Origin of the sequence: Kaistella polysaccharea, from assembly GCF_020410745.1 — a bacterium.
GTDB lineage: Bacteria > Bacteroidota > Bacteroidia > Flavobacteriales > Weeksellaceae > Kaistella > Kaistella polysaccharea.
In genome coordinates this window covers 2,564,655-2,581,965 of sequence record NZ_CP084528.1, presented here as the reverse complement: position 1 = coordinate 2,581,965, position 17,311 = coordinate 2,564,655, and the positions used below count along the sequence as shown (strand labels likewise).

General features: G+C 37.2%; 15 protein-coding genes and 3 tRNA genes. 4 read left to right on the top strand and 14 right to left on the bottom strand.

What is annotated here, in order from left to right; all coding sequences use genetic code 11:
* Nucleotides 1-215 precede the first annotated feature (215 nt).
* The 6 genes from porM to LC814_RS11940 all read right to left on the bottom strand — a co-directional run bounded on the left by porM (nt 216) and on the right by LC814_RS11940 (nt 8,299).
* Nucleotides 216-1,775, bottom strand: a complete 1,560-nt coding sequence (gene porM, locus LC814_RS11965) for a type IX secretion system motor protein PorM/GldM (protein WP_226064178.1) — start codon at nt 1,773-1,775, stop codon at nt 216-218.
* 54 nt (nt 1,776-1,829) lie between these two features.
* Nucleotides 1,830-2,516, bottom strand: a complete 687-nt coding sequence (gene porL, locus LC814_RS11960; protein ID WP_226064177.1) for a type IX secretion system motor protein PorL/GldL — start codon at nt 2,514-2,516, stop codon at nt 1,830-1,832.
* 41 nt (nt 2,517-2,557) lie between these two features.
* Nucleotides 2,558-3,970 carry a T9SS ring complex lipoprotein PorK/GldK gene (gene porK / locus LC814_RS11955; RefSeq protein WP_226064175.1) on the bottom strand — a complete coding sequence of 471 codons (1,413 nt, stop codon included), beginning with the start codon at nt 3,968-3,970 and terminating at the stop codon, nt 2,558-2,560.
* Between the two features lie 106 nt (nt 3,971-4,076).
* Entirely contained in the window at nt 4,077-5,930 is a 1,854-nt protein-coding gene (gene glmS / locus LC814_RS11950; RefSeq protein ID WP_226064174.1) for a glutamine--fructose-6-phosphate transaminase (isomerizing), read from the bottom strand.
* A gap of 21 nt (nt 5,931-5,951) precedes the next feature.
* Nucleotides 5,952-7,514: a DUF4270 family protein gene (locus LC814_RS11945; protein ID WP_226064173.1), complete on the bottom strand. Its 1,563-nt coding sequence runs from the start codon at nt 7,512-7,514 to the stop codon at nt 5,952-5,954.
* Nucleotides 7,515-7,528: 14 nt separating this feature from the next.
* Nucleotides 7,529-8,299, bottom strand: coding sequence for a glycogen/starch synthase (locus LC814_RS11940; RefSeq protein ID WP_226064172.1), 771 nt, complete (start codon nt 8,297-8,299; stop codon nt 7,529-7,531).
* A 195-nt stretch (nt 8,300-8,494) separates the two neighbouring features.
* On the opposite strand from LC814_RS11940, the gene panC reads away from it, so the two are divergent.
* Entirely contained in the window at nt 8,495-9,343 is an 849-nt protein-coding gene (panC, locus tag LC814_RS11935; RefSeq protein ID WP_226064170.1) for a pantoate--beta-alanine ligase, read from the top strand.
* Between the two features lie 107 nt (nt 9,344-9,450).
* On the opposite strand, the gene LC814_RS11930 is transcribed toward panC, so the two are convergent.
* From LC814_RS11930 to LC814_RS11920, 3 genes are all read right to left on the bottom strand, one after another.
* Nucleotides 9,451-9,523, bottom strand: a tRNA-Lys gene (locus LC814_RS11930).
* Nucleotides 9,524-9,569: 46 nt separating this feature from the next.
* Nucleotides 9,570-9,652 (bottom strand) — tRNA-Leu (locus LC814_RS11925).
* 38 nt (nt 9,653-9,690) lie between these two features.
* Nucleotides 9,691-9,763, bottom strand: a tRNA-Lys gene (locus tag LC814_RS11920).
* 107 nt (nt 9,764-9,870) lie between these two features.
* Here LC814_RS11920 and LC814_RS11915 point away from each other — a divergent pair.
* Complete coding sequence (locus LC814_RS11915) at nt 9,871-10,380, top strand: shikimate kinase (protein ID WP_226064169.1); 510 nt, start codon at nt 9,871-9,873, stop codon at nt 10,378-10,380.
* On the opposite strand, the gene LC814_RS11910 is transcribed toward LC814_RS11915, so the two are convergent.
* Complete coding sequence (locus LC814_RS11910; RefSeq protein ID WP_226064167.1) at nt 10,377-10,814, bottom strand: Hsp15 family ribosome-associated heat shock protein; 438 nt, start codon at nt 10,812-10,814, stop codon at nt 10,377-10,379. The two genes, LC814_RS11915 and LC814_RS11910, sit on opposite strands and share 4 nt — an antisense overlap.
* A gap of 58 nt (nt 10,815-10,872) precedes the next feature.
* Between LC814_RS11910 and LC814_RS11905 the strand changes: the two genes are divergently transcribed.
* Nucleotides 10,873-11,592, top strand: a complete 720-nt coding sequence (locus tag LC814_RS11905; protein WP_226064165.1) for a hypothetical protein — start codon at nt 10,873-10,875, stop codon at nt 11,590-11,592.
* Between the two features lie 59 nt (nt 11,593-11,651).
* Here LC814_RS11905 and recO read toward each other — a convergent pair whose 3' ends face one another.
* Genes recO through LC814_RS11885 form a run of 4 tightly spaced genes read right to left on the bottom strand, consistent with a single transcriptional unit; the run spans nt 11,652 to nt 16,290 of the window.
* Nucleotides 11,652-12,341 (bottom strand): DNA repair protein RecO, encoded by a 690-nt coding sequence (recO, locus tag LC814_RS11900; RefSeq protein ID WP_226064164.1) that lies wholly within the window; start codon nt 12,339-12,341, stop codon nt 11,652-11,654.
* Nucleotides 12,341-14,572 (bottom strand): type IX secretion system anionic LPS delivery protein PorZ, encoded by a 2,232-nt coding sequence (porZ, locus tag LC814_RS11895; protein ID WP_226064163.1) that lies wholly within the window; start codon nt 14,570-14,572, stop codon nt 12,341-12,343. The genes recO and porZ overlap by 1 nt, the downstream gene beginning before the upstream one ends.
* 4 nt (nt 14,573-14,576) lie before the next feature.
* Nucleotides 14,577-15,527: a bifunctional metallophosphatase/5'-nucleotidase gene (locus tag LC814_RS11890; RefSeq protein WP_226064162.1), complete on the bottom strand. Its 951-nt coding sequence runs from the start codon at nt 15,525-15,527 to the stop codon at nt 14,577-14,579.
* Nucleotides 15,520-16,290 carry a 5'-nucleotidase C-terminal domain-containing protein gene (locus LC814_RS11885; RefSeq protein ID WP_226064161.1) on the bottom strand — a complete coding sequence of 257 codons (771 nt, stop codon included), beginning with the start codon at nt 16,288-16,290 and terminating at the stop codon, nt 15,520-15,522. The genes LC814_RS11890 and LC814_RS11885 overlap by 8 nt, the downstream gene beginning before the upstream one ends.
* 110 nt (nt 16,291-16,400) lie before the next feature.
* On the opposite strand from LC814_RS11885, the gene dapA reads away from it, so the two are divergent.
* The gene (dapA, locus tag LC814_RS11880) at nt 16,401-17,273 is read left to right on the top strand and encodes a 4-hydroxy-tetrahydrodipicolinate synthase (protein ID WP_226064160.1); all 873 of its coding nucleotides are present in this window, start codon (nt 16,401-16,403) and stop codon (nt 17,271-17,273) included.
* Nucleotides 17,274-17,311 lie beyond the last annotated feature (38 nt).

Below are 17,311 nucleotides of genomic sequence, written 5' to 3'. Positions count from 1 at the left end.
TCTTCTGGAGTTGGAGCTGGTTCAACAGGAATTTCTGCTGCAGGCTCTTCAACTACAGGTTCGGCTACCACTGCAGTTTTAGGTGTTGTTTTACGTTTAGTCTTTTTCTTCGTCTGTGCACCAGCAGTAATAAAGCTGCATGCCACTAATACGAATATTATTTTTTTCATTCGAAAATTTTTAAAATTTTATCAGCTATAATATCTGTAACGTAATTACTGTACATTTATTACAACAGGTGGAATCTGTTTTAAAGCCTGACCACCAAGTCCACTTGCAGTAGCTTGAATATTAAAGACATACGCGATATCTCCATTTCTAAGATTCTTAGTTAAACTGGCTACAGAACTCATTGAGTTTCCATTTACTAACATTGCTGCTTTACCAGGAACTTTAAACATAAAACTGTTTACCGTAAAACTTACAGGGAAATCGAAATCAGGCATATCTGCCGTTACTCTTTGATTCGGAATTGACGATGCAGGCATCGAAACAACCGATCTTCCTTGTATTTCTCCAACTGGCGGCGGTACATTTTTAATACGGAAAGGGAATGACTGGGAAATTGTACCACCTTTTGGATCACGTCCAGAAATAGTCAGGTTTACAGTGCTTCCTCCTCCCGGAGTTACCGTCCATTTACCACCTCCTCCTTTTACAGATGCTCCAGACGCTGAAAGGGAAATCCCTGCCATATCAGCACCAAGAATAGATCCGGAGATTGGATTTGGTAATCCTCTGTAAAGAACATTCATTTTATCAGCAGTAAGAATTGCACCTTTCTGAGCTTTTAATTCCTGAGCTCCAGATACTACTTTATAGGTGTGGTTATAAGGTAATTCAATTACTTTTCCATTCACATCGGTGAAAGATATTTTTCCACTGAAGGATTTTTCTCCTAAACCTCCAGTATCTAAATTACGAACTCCTTGTCCATTCGTAACAGTCAGGCCTGGCATTGATAATCCCGGAACGTTACTAGAGTAGTTACCGATTGCAACTTTTCCTTGTGCAGATTCACCCTGAACTACGGTTGCAGGTGCGGAAACAATAGCGGAGTACGCATCAAATTTAATATCAGCATCCACTTTTTCCTGAAGCATGACAGAAAGAGCATCACCTTGAATCCCTCGAGCTGATGACTGTATTACTTCTAAATTTGACAGCGCCGCAATAAGAGGCTGATTGTAAAATTTATATTGTAACCAGTTTTTGCCATTTCTAGGTTTGTCAAATTCAGTGATCATCTGTTTGTTTGTTCTGGCAACCATCGCTTTCATCAAATTATTTGAAGCGAAATTATCGTTGATATACTTTTTGAAAGCTTCAATTTTAGCTTTTAAAGCAGTCGCATTTTTTGAAACTTTATTTTCATCTCCATTTTCAAAGAAAATGTTTGTAGAAGGTTCAGTATTGTTAAGCGAAGCAAAACTTTCCTGAATTTCTAGTGATTGATCGTACTCAGCTTCTTTACTAAGTTGGATTTTTAAACCTTCAATAGATTTAACCAAATCATCTGCTTTCTCTTCTAATCCTTTGTATCTTTCTAAAGGAGCTTCGAAGGTATCAGGCGTATTTTTGGCTTTAGCTTCTAAAGTTTGCTTGAATATTGAGTTATTATTTTCGGTTAGGGCTCTGGTTTCTTCCAGAGAGCCGGTGGTATCTTTGTATGATCGGATGATTTCTTGATCAATCTGCATCGCAAGCATTGCGATAAAGACCAAGTACATCAAGTTGATCATCTTTTGACGAGGAGTCTGTTTTCCTTGTGCCATTTTTTAGTAAATTTTGTTGATAAATATAAATTTTAAATGATAATGGTAAGGAAATTATGATTTCATCGCGCTAAGCATTCCGCCGTATACTCTGTTAAGATTATTAAGGTTAGAGGTTAATCCAGATAATTCTTCATTAAATTTAACTGAATGTTGCGCAGATTCCTGCATATCTGCAATATATTTTTTGCTGTATTCAGTTTGTTCTTTTCCATGCTCTAACTGAAGTGCGTATAATGCGTTCATACTTTCTAGGTGACTTGAAGCCAACAACAACTGATCGTTGTATTTTTGAGTAGAAGCTGTAACGTCAACCGTTTGGTTAATTTGATCTACAGAAGCTGAAAATTTATCGATTCCAGTTCTTAATCGGTCAAATAAACCAACATCTAATTTAGCATCAGCCAACATTTTATCTAATTTATCAGATAAAGAAACTTCTAGTTCTTTTACTTCAGCAGCCTGAATTCCGAAAGTTGAATGTTTTGGATTTGGAGATGCATCAGAATCCAATAATTCCGGATATACATTTTCCCAAGCGTAAGATTCTTCAGATTTTGGTGCATCAAATGCAAAGATGGTAAAGATGATAGCTTCAGTAATCAAACCGATTGCTAATGTTACGTTTCCAGTAAGAGGACCTATGCTCCAGTGAGTCATCTTGAATAGTGCTCCAAGGATTACGATTGCTGCTCCTATGGAGTAGATGAAATTGTACGTTGCTTCTTTAGTTTTAAACATGTGGTGTAAAGTTTAGTTTTTTTAATATTTTTTTTAATGTCTTATTTTGTTCTTTTTTTGAATTTTACAGATCCTTCAGGAATATCCTGAACTGTTCGGAATCCGATGAAACTTCTTGCAGAATCTTTTCTTTCGTAGTCTCTGTAACCAGTCATCAGTAAATAACCTACATCTTTCCACGATCCTCCTCTTACAGATTTTCTTGGTTCTTTAGCAGCCTGACCTGATAAATATGGATTTAAAGTTGATGCGAACTGGTATGTAGAGTTGTTATAAGGTGACTCTGTCCATTCTGCAACGTTTCCAGCCATATCATATAAACCAAATCCATTTCTTGGAAAAGTTTTAACTGGTGCTGTATAAGTGTATCCTTTCTTTTCGTCTTCTAAATAATTACCACGTTTCGGTTTAAAGTTGGCCAGGTAGCAACCTCTGTCATCTTGTAAATACGGACCGCCCCAAGGGTAAGTTGCATTTTCTTTTCCACCACGAGCTGCATATTCCCATTCCGCTTCCGTAGGAAGTCTAAAGGACATAGGTTTTTGTTTTCTTTTTTTCAAAGATTCGTTGTAATCCGATTTTAATTTAGAACGGAAGTTACAAAAAGCACGTGCCTGATCCCACGTAACTCCTACAACTGGATAATCTTTATAGGACTTGTGCCAGAAATAGCCGTCGTACAATGGCTCATTATAAGCGTAACTGAAATCAGTAATCCAAACGGTTGTGTCGGGATATACTGCGATACTTTCTTTCTTCAGGTAGTTAGCCCCTCTGGAATTGTCTTTTACTGCTTGTGAAATATCTTCCCATTGGAAAGCATATTTTAATTTGCGCGTATCGATAATTCTTTCATTATTTATTCTTTCTGCCTGCGGAATATACATCGATTCTAAGATCTCCGCATATTGTGCATCGGGATAATCATTTGTATTCCACTTCAACGGAACGTCCCAATCTAATTTTTTAGATTCATCGTAGCCATCACGACCACCTTGAGATTCCATAAATTCCTGATAGGCATTTTTGTTATCACCAGCTTTTTTTGAAGAGTACGCGTAATCTGCAATTGATGTTCCGTTTCCACCGCCGCTTCCATCACCAGCTGCTTCAGCCAATAAAGAGCGTGCAATAGAATCGCGTACGTAATCAACAAAGACTTTATACTGACCATTGGTAATTTCAGTCTCATCCATAAAGAAAGATGAAACCGTTACCGTTTTAAGCGGTGCTTTTTCTGGGGTATTGGTAAAATCTTGATCAGCTAATCCCATCACAAATGAACCAGCGGGAATTGCCACCATGCCATGCGGACGTTCAGCAGTGAACGATTTTCCTCTTTTCTTAGCAATAAGTTCACCCTTTGATCCGGGCTTCCCTGCCGATGATCCTCCTCCTCTGGAGCAAGACATAACAACGGATGCTGATAATAATATTAGAAGTACTCTTTTCATTCTATAATTGAAATTAAGCGGTAAATATATAATTTTTTAGAAAAACAACTATGCTTTTTTTTCAAAAACGCAAAATTATTGTTAATATTTTGTTAACAGTAAATTATTACTCTACAGTTACTGATTTTGCTAGGTTCCTTGGCTGATCAACATTTGCTCCGCGATACACTGCTACATAGTAAGATAGCAGTTGAAGTGGCACAGATGCAATAATCGGAGAGAAGCATTCAGACGTCTCTGGGAACTCAATAACATAATCAGCAACAGAAGCCACTTGGGTGTCTCCTTTGTTCACTAACGCAATAACTTGTCCTTTTCTTGCCTTGATCTCTTGAACATTACTCACAATTTTATCATAATGACCTTGTTTAGGTGCAATAATTACAATCGGCATGTTCTCATCAATCAAAGCAATTGGTCCGTGTTTCATCTCTGCTGCTGGATAACCTTCAGCGTGGATGTAAGAAATTTCTTTTAATTTTAAAGCTCCTTCTAATGCCGCAGGGAAATTATAACCTCTACCTAAATAAAGGAAATTTTGAGCATCTACGAAGTTTTTCGCAATTTCTTTTACTTTTTCATTCGTCGTTTCTAAAACTTCCTGCACTTTCTTAGGAAGTCCATCAAGCTCTGTAATTAAACGCATAAACTCTTGATTGCTCAAGTGACCGTTGTGTTTTCCTAATTTTAAAGCAATTAAAGAAAGAACCGTCAATTGTGCAGTAAAAGCTTTTGTTGAAGCAACTCCGATTTCCGGACCAGCGTGCGTATAAGAGCCGGCATCAGTAACTCTTGAGATAGAAGAATCAACGACATTACAAATTCCATAAACGAAGGCACCTTTCTCTTTAGCCATTTTAATGGCGGCCATTGTATCGGCAGTTTCACCTGATTGGGAAATAGCAATTACAATATCTTTTTCACTAATGATTGGATTTCTGTATCTGAATTCTGAAGCGTATTCTACTTCGACAGGAATTCTGGCAAATTCTTCAATTAAATACTCGCCAATAAGACCAGCATGCCAGGAGGTTCCACACGCGATAATGGTGATTTTTTGAGCTTGGTTTAATCTTTCTAAGTTATCCCAGATTCCGGCCATTTTGATGATGCCTTCCTCTACCAATAATCTTCCTCTTAAAGTATCATGGATTGATTTAGGCTGCTCGAAAATTTCCTTCAACATGAAATGCTCGTATCCTCCTTTTTCAATTTGCTCTAAACTTAATTTAAGCTGCTGAACTTCTGGAGTGATCTTCACATTATCTTTAATATTTCTGATGTCTACTCCGTTTTCCAAAGAAATCGTAGCCATGTGTCCTTCCTCTAAATAAACTGCTTCTTTCGTAAATTCAACAAAGGGGGAAGCATCGGAAGCAATAAAATATTCATTAGTTCCTAAACCAATCGCCAATGGTGAACCCAATCTTGCAACAACCAATAATCCTGGAAAATCATCATGCATAACAGTGATTGCATAAGCGCCGTATACTTCATTTAAAGCATATCGTACGGCCGTTGCAAAGTCAAAATCTTTGTTTACGTCCATTACGTATTCAATAAGATTGACTAAAACTTCCGTATCTGTTTCTGACTGAAATGTAAAACCTTTATCGGTAAGCATTTTTTTAATGGTATCATAATTTTCGATAATTCCATTATGAACCAAAGCTATTTTACCATTATTAGAAAGATGCGGATGCGAATTATTGTCGCTTGGTACTCCGTGAGTAGCCCAACGGGTGTGACCCATACCAACATGTGACTTCCCAGCCAGGTTTTTAGATATGGCAACTAAATCATCAACTTTACCTTTAGTCTTGGCAACTTCAAATGATTCATTATCTCGATCCAATACAATACCTGCACTGTCATATCCTCTATATTCTAAACGACGCAGCCCATTGATGACTACTTCATATGCATCTTGAAAACCAGTATATCCTACAATTCCACACATATTCTATAAATTTTTTAATTACTATTTCTTTCCGTACGTTAATATCAATTTTGCGCTTTTGTCGTTGCCTGGATCAGTACCTACAAAAACGGCTCTGTTTGGCGTAAAACTTCTGGTTGTAAAGTTTTGCGGACCCTGACTTGCATTGCTCGCGCCAACTAAATTGCCACCACTGTCTGTGGTATATGTTCCCACGTTTAGGATAAAGTGACCGTTGATCGGTGCACCTTTTTCTATAATGCTTTTGAAGGTTTGTGTAATCCCGATATCATAATAAGCAGGATTTTTTTCAAGATCATAAGCTTTCACGAGACTATAAATTCCAGTCGTATATAAGGCGCTCATATCCTCCAAGAAGGTATTTAAGTCAACTTTATTAACTTTCTGTTTAACCACAAAGCTCGCAGGTTTTTTATAATTATTGTTCCACAAATCTACATCTGTATAGATTCTCATTTTCGCAGAAATAATTCCGATCTTATCTGTTTCATACATTGATCTCACTGTAGCAATTGTAGCTTCAGGAATTTTTAATCCAATTCCTGGTCCGCCCATTCCTTGTGCGTATACTTTCGGAGCACCCGTAATTGTATCACTTACTAAAAGTACTGCTGCAGATGGAGTTCCGGCACGATTAATTGCAATATGGTTAAAATGAGTATTACCAGCACCACCGTTTAAAACATAAACACCTTGGGCTCTAGTGGTAGTTGTACCATCAACTTTATCTGTTTTGTAATAAAGGTTAATTTCAACCGCATTGGGATCAAAATTAAAAATATAACCGTCATTCTCTGCAACGGAAACTTTGATACCTTTAATATATCTGATAAATGTTGCAACGTCAGCAAGTTCGGGAGATTTACCTTTTGCTATAATTTTATTCTGGAAGAAAGTACTATCCAAGTCAATTCGAATTGCAGGCGTTCTTTCATAAAGTAAAGAATTATCTGTGTCCTTGGTCACTTTTATAGAACGGATTGTACCATCAAATACTTTCTGACCGAGAAGTGCGCCTGTAGACACCGTTTTATTAGATCGGATTTGGTCTGTGCTGGAAAACAAAAATTCAGTAACCTCCTCTACTTTAATATTAAATAAAGTGTTACCGCCAATTTTGGTTTTTCCATATTTGGTGATGGGATAATTGTTTACCACTTTTTTCGCCGGAACAGCACCGTCTGGAAAGATATAATCTTCTACCGTCGTCGTAGTTACAGAATCTATTGCATATGTTGGCTTGAGAACAAGTACCGCAGAATCCAAGATTGCATTAGCGCCAAAATCAGGATTGGGAGAACTTAGCCTAAGTTGAGTTATATAATCAGATTTTTGCAGTCCAAATTGTGGCTCATTAAAAGCACCCAAAGTGGCACTAAGTAAACGCGCTGCATCCGTACGAATGGTATCATGATTATCTACCGTATATGCGATGAGCGGATAAGCCGTCTCAGTAGCTTGCGCACCGTTTTGAAAAAACTGAGAACCTAACTGATCGGCATCTGGTTCGCAACTCCATAAAATTACACTTCCGAGCGCTAAAACACTAGCAGCTCTGAATATCTTTTGAATATTTCTTATCATTAAATAAAAATTGATTAGTACAAGTTAAGGATAGATTCAGGTTCGAGATATTCGGATTTTGTTGCGGTCGTTTTTTCAAAACCTGCTTCTAAATCTTCCTCCAAAAACTCATCACCTTTAATAACAACATCCACTAAGTTCATACTTTCGATAACGAAATTATGAAAACTTGGATTCTTAAACGCAGCAAGACCTGTAATATTGTCGAACTTCATTTTTTCTTCTACGGATTCGGCTAGTGGTAAATTCTCCTCATTGTAAACTGATAGAACAATTTTCGAATCGTTGAAATAGGAATCGTTTTTATAAAAAGTCTTTAAATAAACAGGAATAAAAGAAGCCATCCAGCCATTAAGGTGAATAACATCCGGAACCCAGTTTAGTTTTTTAATCGTTTCAATGACACCGCGGGCAAAAAATATGGCGCGCTCATCATTATCTTCGAAGGCTTTCCCTTCATCGTCGATATAGAATTGTTTTCTTTTAAAATACTCCTCATTATCAATGAAATACACCTGCAATCTCTCACCGGGCAACGATGCAACTTTTATAATTAAAGGTTGATCTAAATCATTAATAATAATATTCATCCCAGAAAGACGAATCACTTCATGCAGCTGAAATTTTCTTTCGCTGATTTGGCCAAATCTTGGCATAAACACTCTTACATCATTTCCTTCCTGATGCATTTTGAGCGCCATCTTACTCACCATAGTCGCCATATTGCTATCTTCCTGATATGGGAACATTTCTGTGGTGACATACAAAATCTTTTGGTTCGGCATAAATTCTATCGTTCTTCTAATTTTAAGGCAGAATATTCTACCGCGCAAATTTACAAAATTTAAACTAATATCTCCCTACTTAACATAATATTGGCAGCATTTAACCTAAAACACGGTTTATCAAAAATAATTAACAAAAAGTAATGATTTATTTTAAACTTAATTGTTATTTTTACAAGGATAATCAAAACATTTATGGAAATATTCACAAGCAAAAAACCCTTCACAGATTACATCGAAAGGCAGAAAGAAATGGGTAAAAAAATTGGCTTTGCTCCCACTATGGGCGCACTTCATCAGGGACATTTATCACTCTATAAAAAAGCCGATCAGGAAAATGATCTAATTATTGCGTCCATTTTTGTGAATCCAACACAGTTTAATAATCCCCAGGATTTAGAAAAATATCCCCGAACTACGGAGCGTGATTTAAAACTTTTGGAGCAAACGGGTGTTGTTGATGCAGTCTATCTTCCCGAGGTTCAAGATCTTTATCCAGACGGTTTGAAAAGTAAGTCGTATGACTTCGGTGGTTTGGAAAATGAAATGGAAGGCAAATCCCGACCTGGCCACTTCGACGGTGTAGGAACGGTAGTTGAAGAATTATTGCAACAAGTGAAACCTGACAATGCCTATTTTGGAGAGAAAGATTTTCAGCAACTGGCTATTATCGAAAAGTTGGTTGAAAACTTAAAGCTACCCATAAAAATTCATGGTGCTCCCATTTTCCGGGAAAAGAATGGCTTAGCAATGAGTTCACGGAATGAGCGCTTAAGCTCGTCTCAGCGAGAAGCATCAAAAATAATCCACGAAACCTTACTGAAGGTAAACGACTGGTTCCGAATCATCACGGTTCCAGAAATTAACAAAAGAGTGAAAGATATTTTTGATGATCAGCGCGGTATGGTGTTGGAGTATTTTATAATCGCCGATGAAGAAACGCTGAAAGAGACCGACTTCTTTTATAAAGGTCATAATTATCGCGCGTTCATCGTTGTTCTCGTAAATGACGTTCGGCTCATAGACAATTTGCATTTGGATTAATAGACCTTTATAAAACATCAAAAGTCTTCCTCATGGGAAGACTTTTGAAAACCAAATCACAAAATATTAATATGAAAAAAAAAATTACTTTCGGAAAAGTAATTTAGTGACCCGGCTGGGATTCGAACCCAGGACCCATACATTAAAAGTGTATTGCTCTACCAGCTGAGCTACCGAGTCTTAGAATGTGTAAATAAATTTACCTTCTAATAGTTTTTTTGCTGTGTGCCTGCGACTGGACTCGAACCAGCACATCCATAGGAAACCACCCCCTCAAGATGGCGTGTCTACCAATTTCACCACGCAGGCAAAAAAAATCCGTAAAAATTACGGAATTTTTTCACTTGTGACCCGGCTGGGATTCGAACCCAGGACCCATACATTAAAAGTGTATTGCTCTACCAGCTGAGCTACCGAGTCGGTCACCATTAAATCTGCAGAATTATATTCTCGTTTTAAAGTGGTGCAAAGATACTTCTTTTTTTAAAATCTCAAAATATTTTAGGTAATTTGTATAAAATAAAAAGATGATAATTTCACTTATTGGGTACATGGGAAGTGGCAAATCTCACATTTCCAAAGTTTTGAGCAAAAATATGAACCTTAAATTAATTGATTTAGATAAGGTGATTAATTTGCGCAACAACATGTCTATTGCAGAAATATTCGAAAAAAGAGGCGAAATCTATTTTCGAAAACAAGAAAGGGCAATTTTAGAAGAAATTTTAAACTCCGAAACCGAATGCATTTTAAGTCTGGGTGGTGGAACTCCCGCATATTATGATAATATTTCTTTGATTAATGATAAGAGCTCGAGTGTTTATTTGCGAACTTCAGTAAAGACGCTGACCGAGAGATTGTTGAAACAGAAGCAGAAACGACCCCTTATTTCCAAAATTTCTGATGAACAGCTGCCAGAATTCGTGGGACAACATCTTTTTGAACGGCAGCAATTTTATTCGCAGTCAAAATTCACCGTCGTTACCGATTTAAAGACTCCAGAAGAAATTGCCCTTGAAATCGCTTCTATAATTTAATTATTTTTAGAATCGTCAACGTCGCTGAAAAATAAATCCCAATCACCGTCCGCCATATCACCAGTCGAATCACCTTCTACAAAGCCATCTAAATCACGACGGTCTTTTTTGGTAGGTCTTCCTTCGCCTTTGTTTCGGTAATGTTCCTGGCTCAAGTTGCGCAGTTTTAAAATTTCATATTGTTCCTTATCTGTTTTATCTTCAATGTACAGTGGAACCAGTTTAGCACCCATTCTACTTTTTGGAATCTGTGTAATTTTGATTTGGTAATCAATCTGGTTTTTTCGGATCTTAATAATATCACCATCTTTTACTTCCCGCGAAGATTTCACCGTTTGATTGGCTACAGAGACTCTATTTTTCTTAATCTCCTCAGCAGCAATGCTTCTGGTTTTATAAAATCGTACGCACCATAAAAACTTATCAATTCTCATATTTTATTTATACTTTTGCTGGATTAAAAATTTTAGCAATTTAATGATAATATTAAATATGAAAAAGACATTCTTATACCTAGCCATCGCGTCAGTAACCTTTAATTCTTGTAGAAAAGATGAAAATGTAGCCGCGCCGGAAGTAAGTATAGAAACTCAAAATAGTTATGACGACCAAGCGACAGCAGCCTATTTGCAAAATCATTATTTGGATGCGAAAGGCAATGTGCAGTTCTTAGCAGAAAGCGATAAAACCAACATTAAATTGGCAGACTTAAATCCTGTAACATTACCTTCTGGTGTGGTATATATCATTCGGAATGGTGCGCAACCAGAGCCTGGAACTGTGATTGGAGATACCGATATTTTAAGTTTAATGCATAATACGGTAACTTTCGTAGCTACAAATACCGACAATAAAGTAGAATTTACTTCGCCATACCCTTTTAGAAATACGATCGCTGGGACGGGTACTCCTGAAATTGATCCACTGTATTATTTTGCTAAAGAATCGGTGAGAAATGCGGCAAAAGATGATTTGCAAAAGCAAAGAAGTTTTTACGAAATCGAAGGGTTTCGCGAAGCTCTACAGAAATTTAAAGCTTTCAATTTAGAAGTCGACAGCAATTACAACCTTCAGGGTTTAATTATCGTTCCTTCGCGCGCAGCATTTGCGCGGGATGCTCATTATAATTATACAGGAATTGGTTTTAAAGACCGAAGTTTTATTTTTAATTTCCAGGTTTACAAATCAACACCAGCGCCAGCTACAAGATAATTTATTTTAAATTAATGAAAAAATTAGCTCCTTTTTGGGGCTTTTTTTCGTTCTTGATTTTATTCGAAAATTTCGCGTACGACCGCTAAAGATTTGGGAATGTAGAAATTCGTGATGTGAAACTGGCAGTAAATCATCAACGAATCCAGAAAAGTTGTTTTCTCTTTTTTTGCCAGTTTAACGGCATAAATTTCCGGGGCGTTTAAAAACTTCAACCAAATTTCAGAAACGTTTTCGTCAAAGAAAGAATGTGAAATTTCCGCTTCAAAAATGCCACTTTCCGGATTTAGAAACCGCTCACTTCCTTTTAAGGGTGCGACGCCCGACACCAATAAAAATTTAAAAATAAAGGCCAAATAAGCGTTAAAATTTTGTTCGATAAATTCATCTCGGAGATTCAGGATTTCCTGAAACAGCAATTCATTTTTTCCTTCTTCCCGCAAAACCTGATGCAGAAAGTCTGCAGTAAAAAATAACACAGAACTCGCCGCTACATTTTGAAAATCATGAAAATCTGCGCCGGCTTCAATTTTTGAAACGCGCGAAATACGATTTTCATCCGCCTTTTTCGGCACTGAAAACAGGAGAAAATTAAGCGGAAAAAGGTAAGGTTTTTTCTTATTTTTCGAAGTATAAAGTCCTTTCGCAAAAAAACTTTGAAAACCTGCCTCTTCCGTATAACAGTGTAGAATTGCGTCGGTGTCGCCGTACTTCACATACGACAGCAAAAAACATTTGATGATCTGCATTAATTGACCACGGCTATTTTCGCAGTTGCGGTATCGGTTCCATCTTCATTGGTCATTAGAACAAAATAAATTCCGGACGACACGCGTGCACCGCGGTGATTCAACAAATTCCATTCATAAAATCCACCACGCGCCACCGCCTGATGCACCAAGTTTCCGACAGCATCCGTAATTCTGATATTGGTTTTCGCCGCCAAACCACGGATTTTTACATTTCCTTTATATTGCGCATAAACCACCGGATTCGGATAAACCAAAACATTCGCGAAAGTATCCTGAACATTCACCACATCGCCCTGGTAAATGACCACGCCGTCTACCGTTACAAAATAAACTTTTCCCGTCGTCGCATCTACTTTAATATCCGTCACATCATTAGTCGGTAAAGGTGAATTTTCGCGCGTGAAATGCTGCAGGGTTTTTTCGCCGTTTGCGCTTAAATAAAAAGCGCCGCCACCGTCCACCGAAATCCATTTTTGATTTCCGGAATCCACTTCAATTTGCAGAATTTGCGTATCGCGGAACAATTCTTCTCCTACGCCATTTTCTTCGATGATAACAGGGCCCGCTTGTGGGAAAGTTTCGGAAATTGCAGATTTTGGGTTTTGAAGAATACGCAAACCGATTCTCGTACCGATCCACAAATCATCATTTTTATCTATTGTCGCGGAAACCACGCCATTTGTGGCCAAATTATTTTCCTGGCGAATTACTTTAAACCGGTCATCGCCGCGCACGGTGGGCGTATTATTGTAATCGTAAATAATCAGTCCGCCACGACTGTCAAAAAAAGGTGAAAAAACATACAGAATTCCATCTTTCGCGAAAGGTTTTTGCGTGTCGCCTCCAGAAACTACACTCGTTAAATTAAAGTGATCTGCCGCAGCATTATAGTGATAAAACCCGAATTTTCCGTCCTGTTCAGAAGTGGAAACAAAAAGCTGGTTATTTTCATCGAACGTCAGACCGGCGACTCTTTTATAAAAGTCACTTTCGGTTAAATATTTATTTTTAAAGACGTCGTCCAGCATACGGTAAACTCCCCTTCTTCCGGTTTCAAAGGTGTAGTTCACGAAAAAAATCTCCTCTTTTTTAGCTGGATTGATCACGGCATCCAAAACATTCAGCGAACCTTGGAAAGTTTTAAAAAAATCCGGGTAAACCCACTCTTTTCCATTAAAATGATAATAGCCCAAATTTCGGTAAATGGGATTATTATAACTTTCGCGACCACCGCTGGAAATCACGATTTGATCCGCCACCAAATCAATCTTATAGGAAGTATTGCTATATGGTCCATCAGGTTTCAGCGTCTCTCTGTTTTCATTTAAAATTCCTGAAAATTGAGAGCCGGCGTAAATTTTAGACTCAGAAAAAAAAGCGGTATTTATAATCTCTTTAGCGTCAAATGACTTTACCGAATTACCAGATAAATTATAAATAAAAACTTTTTTCTGGTCGGCAATTACAATATTTTGGTCGGTAATAATAAGATCTTTAATATCACTGAAATTCCCAGGTAAAGTTGAAAAAGAATTTCCATCACCAAAATATACTTTTGTACGCGAAGCATATGCGATAATATTTCCCGTAGAAATCTGTGTCAGATTTCCGCTTGCAAGCGTTTTCCATTCCCGATATATAGGAAAAGTAACATCAAGAAGATGCGTTTTTAATCCAGTGGTTGTTACCGCGTAGACCGTGTTTTCTTTGATAATTGCTTCGCGTGAAGCTTCATAACTACCTACAGAGTTGGTAAAAAACGCGGAGTCGCCGAATTCCTTCTTATCCAACTTAAAAATAGAAACGCCATATCCCACTGAAATTACAGCCAAATTACCTGTTATCGAAATGTGGTTAATTTTCTTATCTCCCGAGTATCCCGTTGCGATGGGTATATCAACCACGTAGGTTATTCCATCAGGTGCAATGACATCCAAAGAGCCATTTTGATAACCGACCAATCCTGTCTTCGTCTCTGCGTTATAATCGAAAGCGGTAATTTTAACTTCATGAAGCCCGTTGGCTTTGGACAGTTTCGTGATTTCTCCAGAATTTGGAGTGTAATAAAAAATTCCGTTTTCAGTTGCGGCAATAAGTTTTCCTGCGTCTTCACGAATAACCAAAACATTATTATAGGAAAATAAATCAGTCCATTTTGTAGAAGAAATTTTTTGCGCCGAAAAATTCAGCGAAAGAATAAAAAAAAGTAATGGAAATATTTTCTTCATTAAATTAAACTAAAATACGGTCATCAATAACTTGATTTTCCCAGGAGATATTTTTAACTTTTTTATCTTTATCAAAATAAAAGTTGATTTTTCCTAAAAGCAATCCTGCCCAACCCACTTGGTTCACCAATACGTTTTTTCCTTTTCTGTTCAAGAAGGATTGTGGTTCTGCGAGGAATGTATGCGTGTGTCCCCCCAAAATCAAATCGATTCCATCAGTACTTGCCGCAAGAATTTTATCTGAAACTTTCTCTGGATTGTCTCGGTAATCATAGCCAATATGCGACAGACAAATGACCATATCGCATTTTTTATCATTCCGTAAAAAATCAGAATAATGCTGCGCGACTTCAATCGGATTTAAATATTCTGTTTCGCCGTAATCCTTTTTGCCTACAAGCCCAGCAAGTTCTATTCCCACACCGAAAATCCCTACTTTAATCCCATTTTTATTAAAAATTTTATAAGTTTCGGTTTCTCCGTCTAAAATGGTATTTTTAAAATCATAATTTGAGCAGATGAAAGGAAATTTAGCAACGGGTCTTACTTTTTTGAAACCCTGTAAACCATTATCAAAGTCATGATTACCCATTGTTGATGCATCATAACCCATCATCGTCATCAACTTAAATTCAAGTTCACCACCGAAAAAATTAAAATACGGAGTTCCCTGAAAAGTATCGCCCGAATCGAGTAAAAGAATATTTTTTTCTTCGCTTCGGATTTTCTGAATTAAAGCTGCACGACGCGCAAAACCTCCTTGATTTGGATTTCGCGTATAGGAAGAATCAAAAGGTTCAATTCTGCTGTGTTGATCGTTGGTATGAAGAATAGTCAGCTGATATTCCGACGCGGACTTTAAAAAATTAAAATTTTCGGCTAAAAGAAGATTAGGTGCCAGTGTTAGGGCTAATGTTCCGCCACCTGCGGTTTTTAAAAACTGTTTCCTATTCATCGGTTTTGTTTTTTTTATTTTTAAAGATTAGACGTAAATCGGTGGGTACGGTAACTTCCGGATTAGCTTTAAATTTTTCCAGAAATAAATCTCGCAATTTAATTCCCGTAGGAATCATTTCGCCTTTTTTAAAGTAGTCCATATTGTCACCACCAAATGCCAGATAATCCAAGGTTGCGATATAATACGTTTTCGAAGGATCTATTTTTTTGCCGTTGATCAATTGATTGGTTATTTGATCACCATCCGTTTCTATAACGATATGGGAAACTGGATTGTTTTTCAGCGTTTTAAGATAGTAATCAAAAAGCCCCTGCATATCTGCACCTTTCATTTTCATGATCATCACTTCATTTTCGAAGGGCATTACCTCATAAATTTGCCTCGTAAAAATATCACCTGCACCGATGGTCGTTCTAATCCCGCCGACGTTAATAACAGCGCCATCAATACCACCAGGAATTCCGTTCATTTTTGCCCAGGAATCCGCACCTTCGAAAGTGTAGTCCGCTAACAAATTTCCCAAATTACTATTATCTCCTTTTTTGGTAAGATCAATAGCAGTATGTGAAAGTTTGGAACTCATTTTACCTTCAAGCTCAATCTTATAGGGTTCGATAGTTCTTATAAAATTGGGATCTTCCGGTAAATTATCAGCAATTGAAATGTTTTTCTGCGGTTCTACTTTGGCGATTGCCAGTGGAGTTCTACATGAAATGAGGGAAATTGCGGCGAATCCCGCAATTAGAAATTTACTTTTCATAATCTTAAAAACTAGAGGTGCAAATATAAAGATATGAATATAAAGTTATCTTACTTTTTATTAAATCTCGTGTAATATTTTGTAATTTTGAAAGATAAATTAAAGAAAAGATGAGCAATTTAAAAGGTCTTGGTGTGGCTTTAGTAACACCGTTTAACGAGGATCTATCTGTAGATTTTGATTCATTAACCAAGTTGGTTGACTTCAATATAAAAAACGGCACCAATTATCTGGTTGTTCTAGGCACGACTGCCGAAGCTGCCACACTTTCTTCGGAGGAGAAAAAAGCGGTGACTGAGCATATTATTAAAGTGAATAACAATCGACTTCCGCTCGTATTAGGAATTGGCGGTAACGATACGATGGATGTAAAAAAACAGATTGAAGAAGCTGATCTATCTCCATTCGACGCCGTACTTTCGGTTTCTCCTTATTATAACAGGCCAAATCAGGAAGGGCTTTACCAACATTATAAAGTGCTGGCAGGAACTGGAAAACAAATTATCATATACAATGTTCCTTCGCGAACAGGGCAAAATGTAGAAGCTTCTACAACGGTAAGATTGGCGAAAGAATTTCCCAACTTATTTATGATTAAAGAAGCTGCTTCAAACATCAATCAATATTTCGATATTTTACGTCAAAAACCTGAACATTTTAACTTGGTTTCGGGTGATGACGAATTTACACTTCCGGTCACTTTAGCAGGTGGGAATGGCGTAATTTCAGTGATTGGACAAGGATATCCAAAAGAATTTTCAACAATGGTTCAATTGGCTTTTGACGGAAAGGTAAAGGAAGCTTATGAAATTCATAATAAACTGGTTGATATTACCAGACTTATTTTCGCTGAAGGTAATCCAGCCGGAATTAAAACTATATTGGCGGAACTGGGAATCGTAAAAAATTACGTGAGACTGCCTTTAGTTGTCGCGAGCACAGGACTTCAGGATAAAATTAAAGCTGAAATGGCAAAAATATAATTACCATATTTTAAAAATTAATGGGACTCTTCAAAATA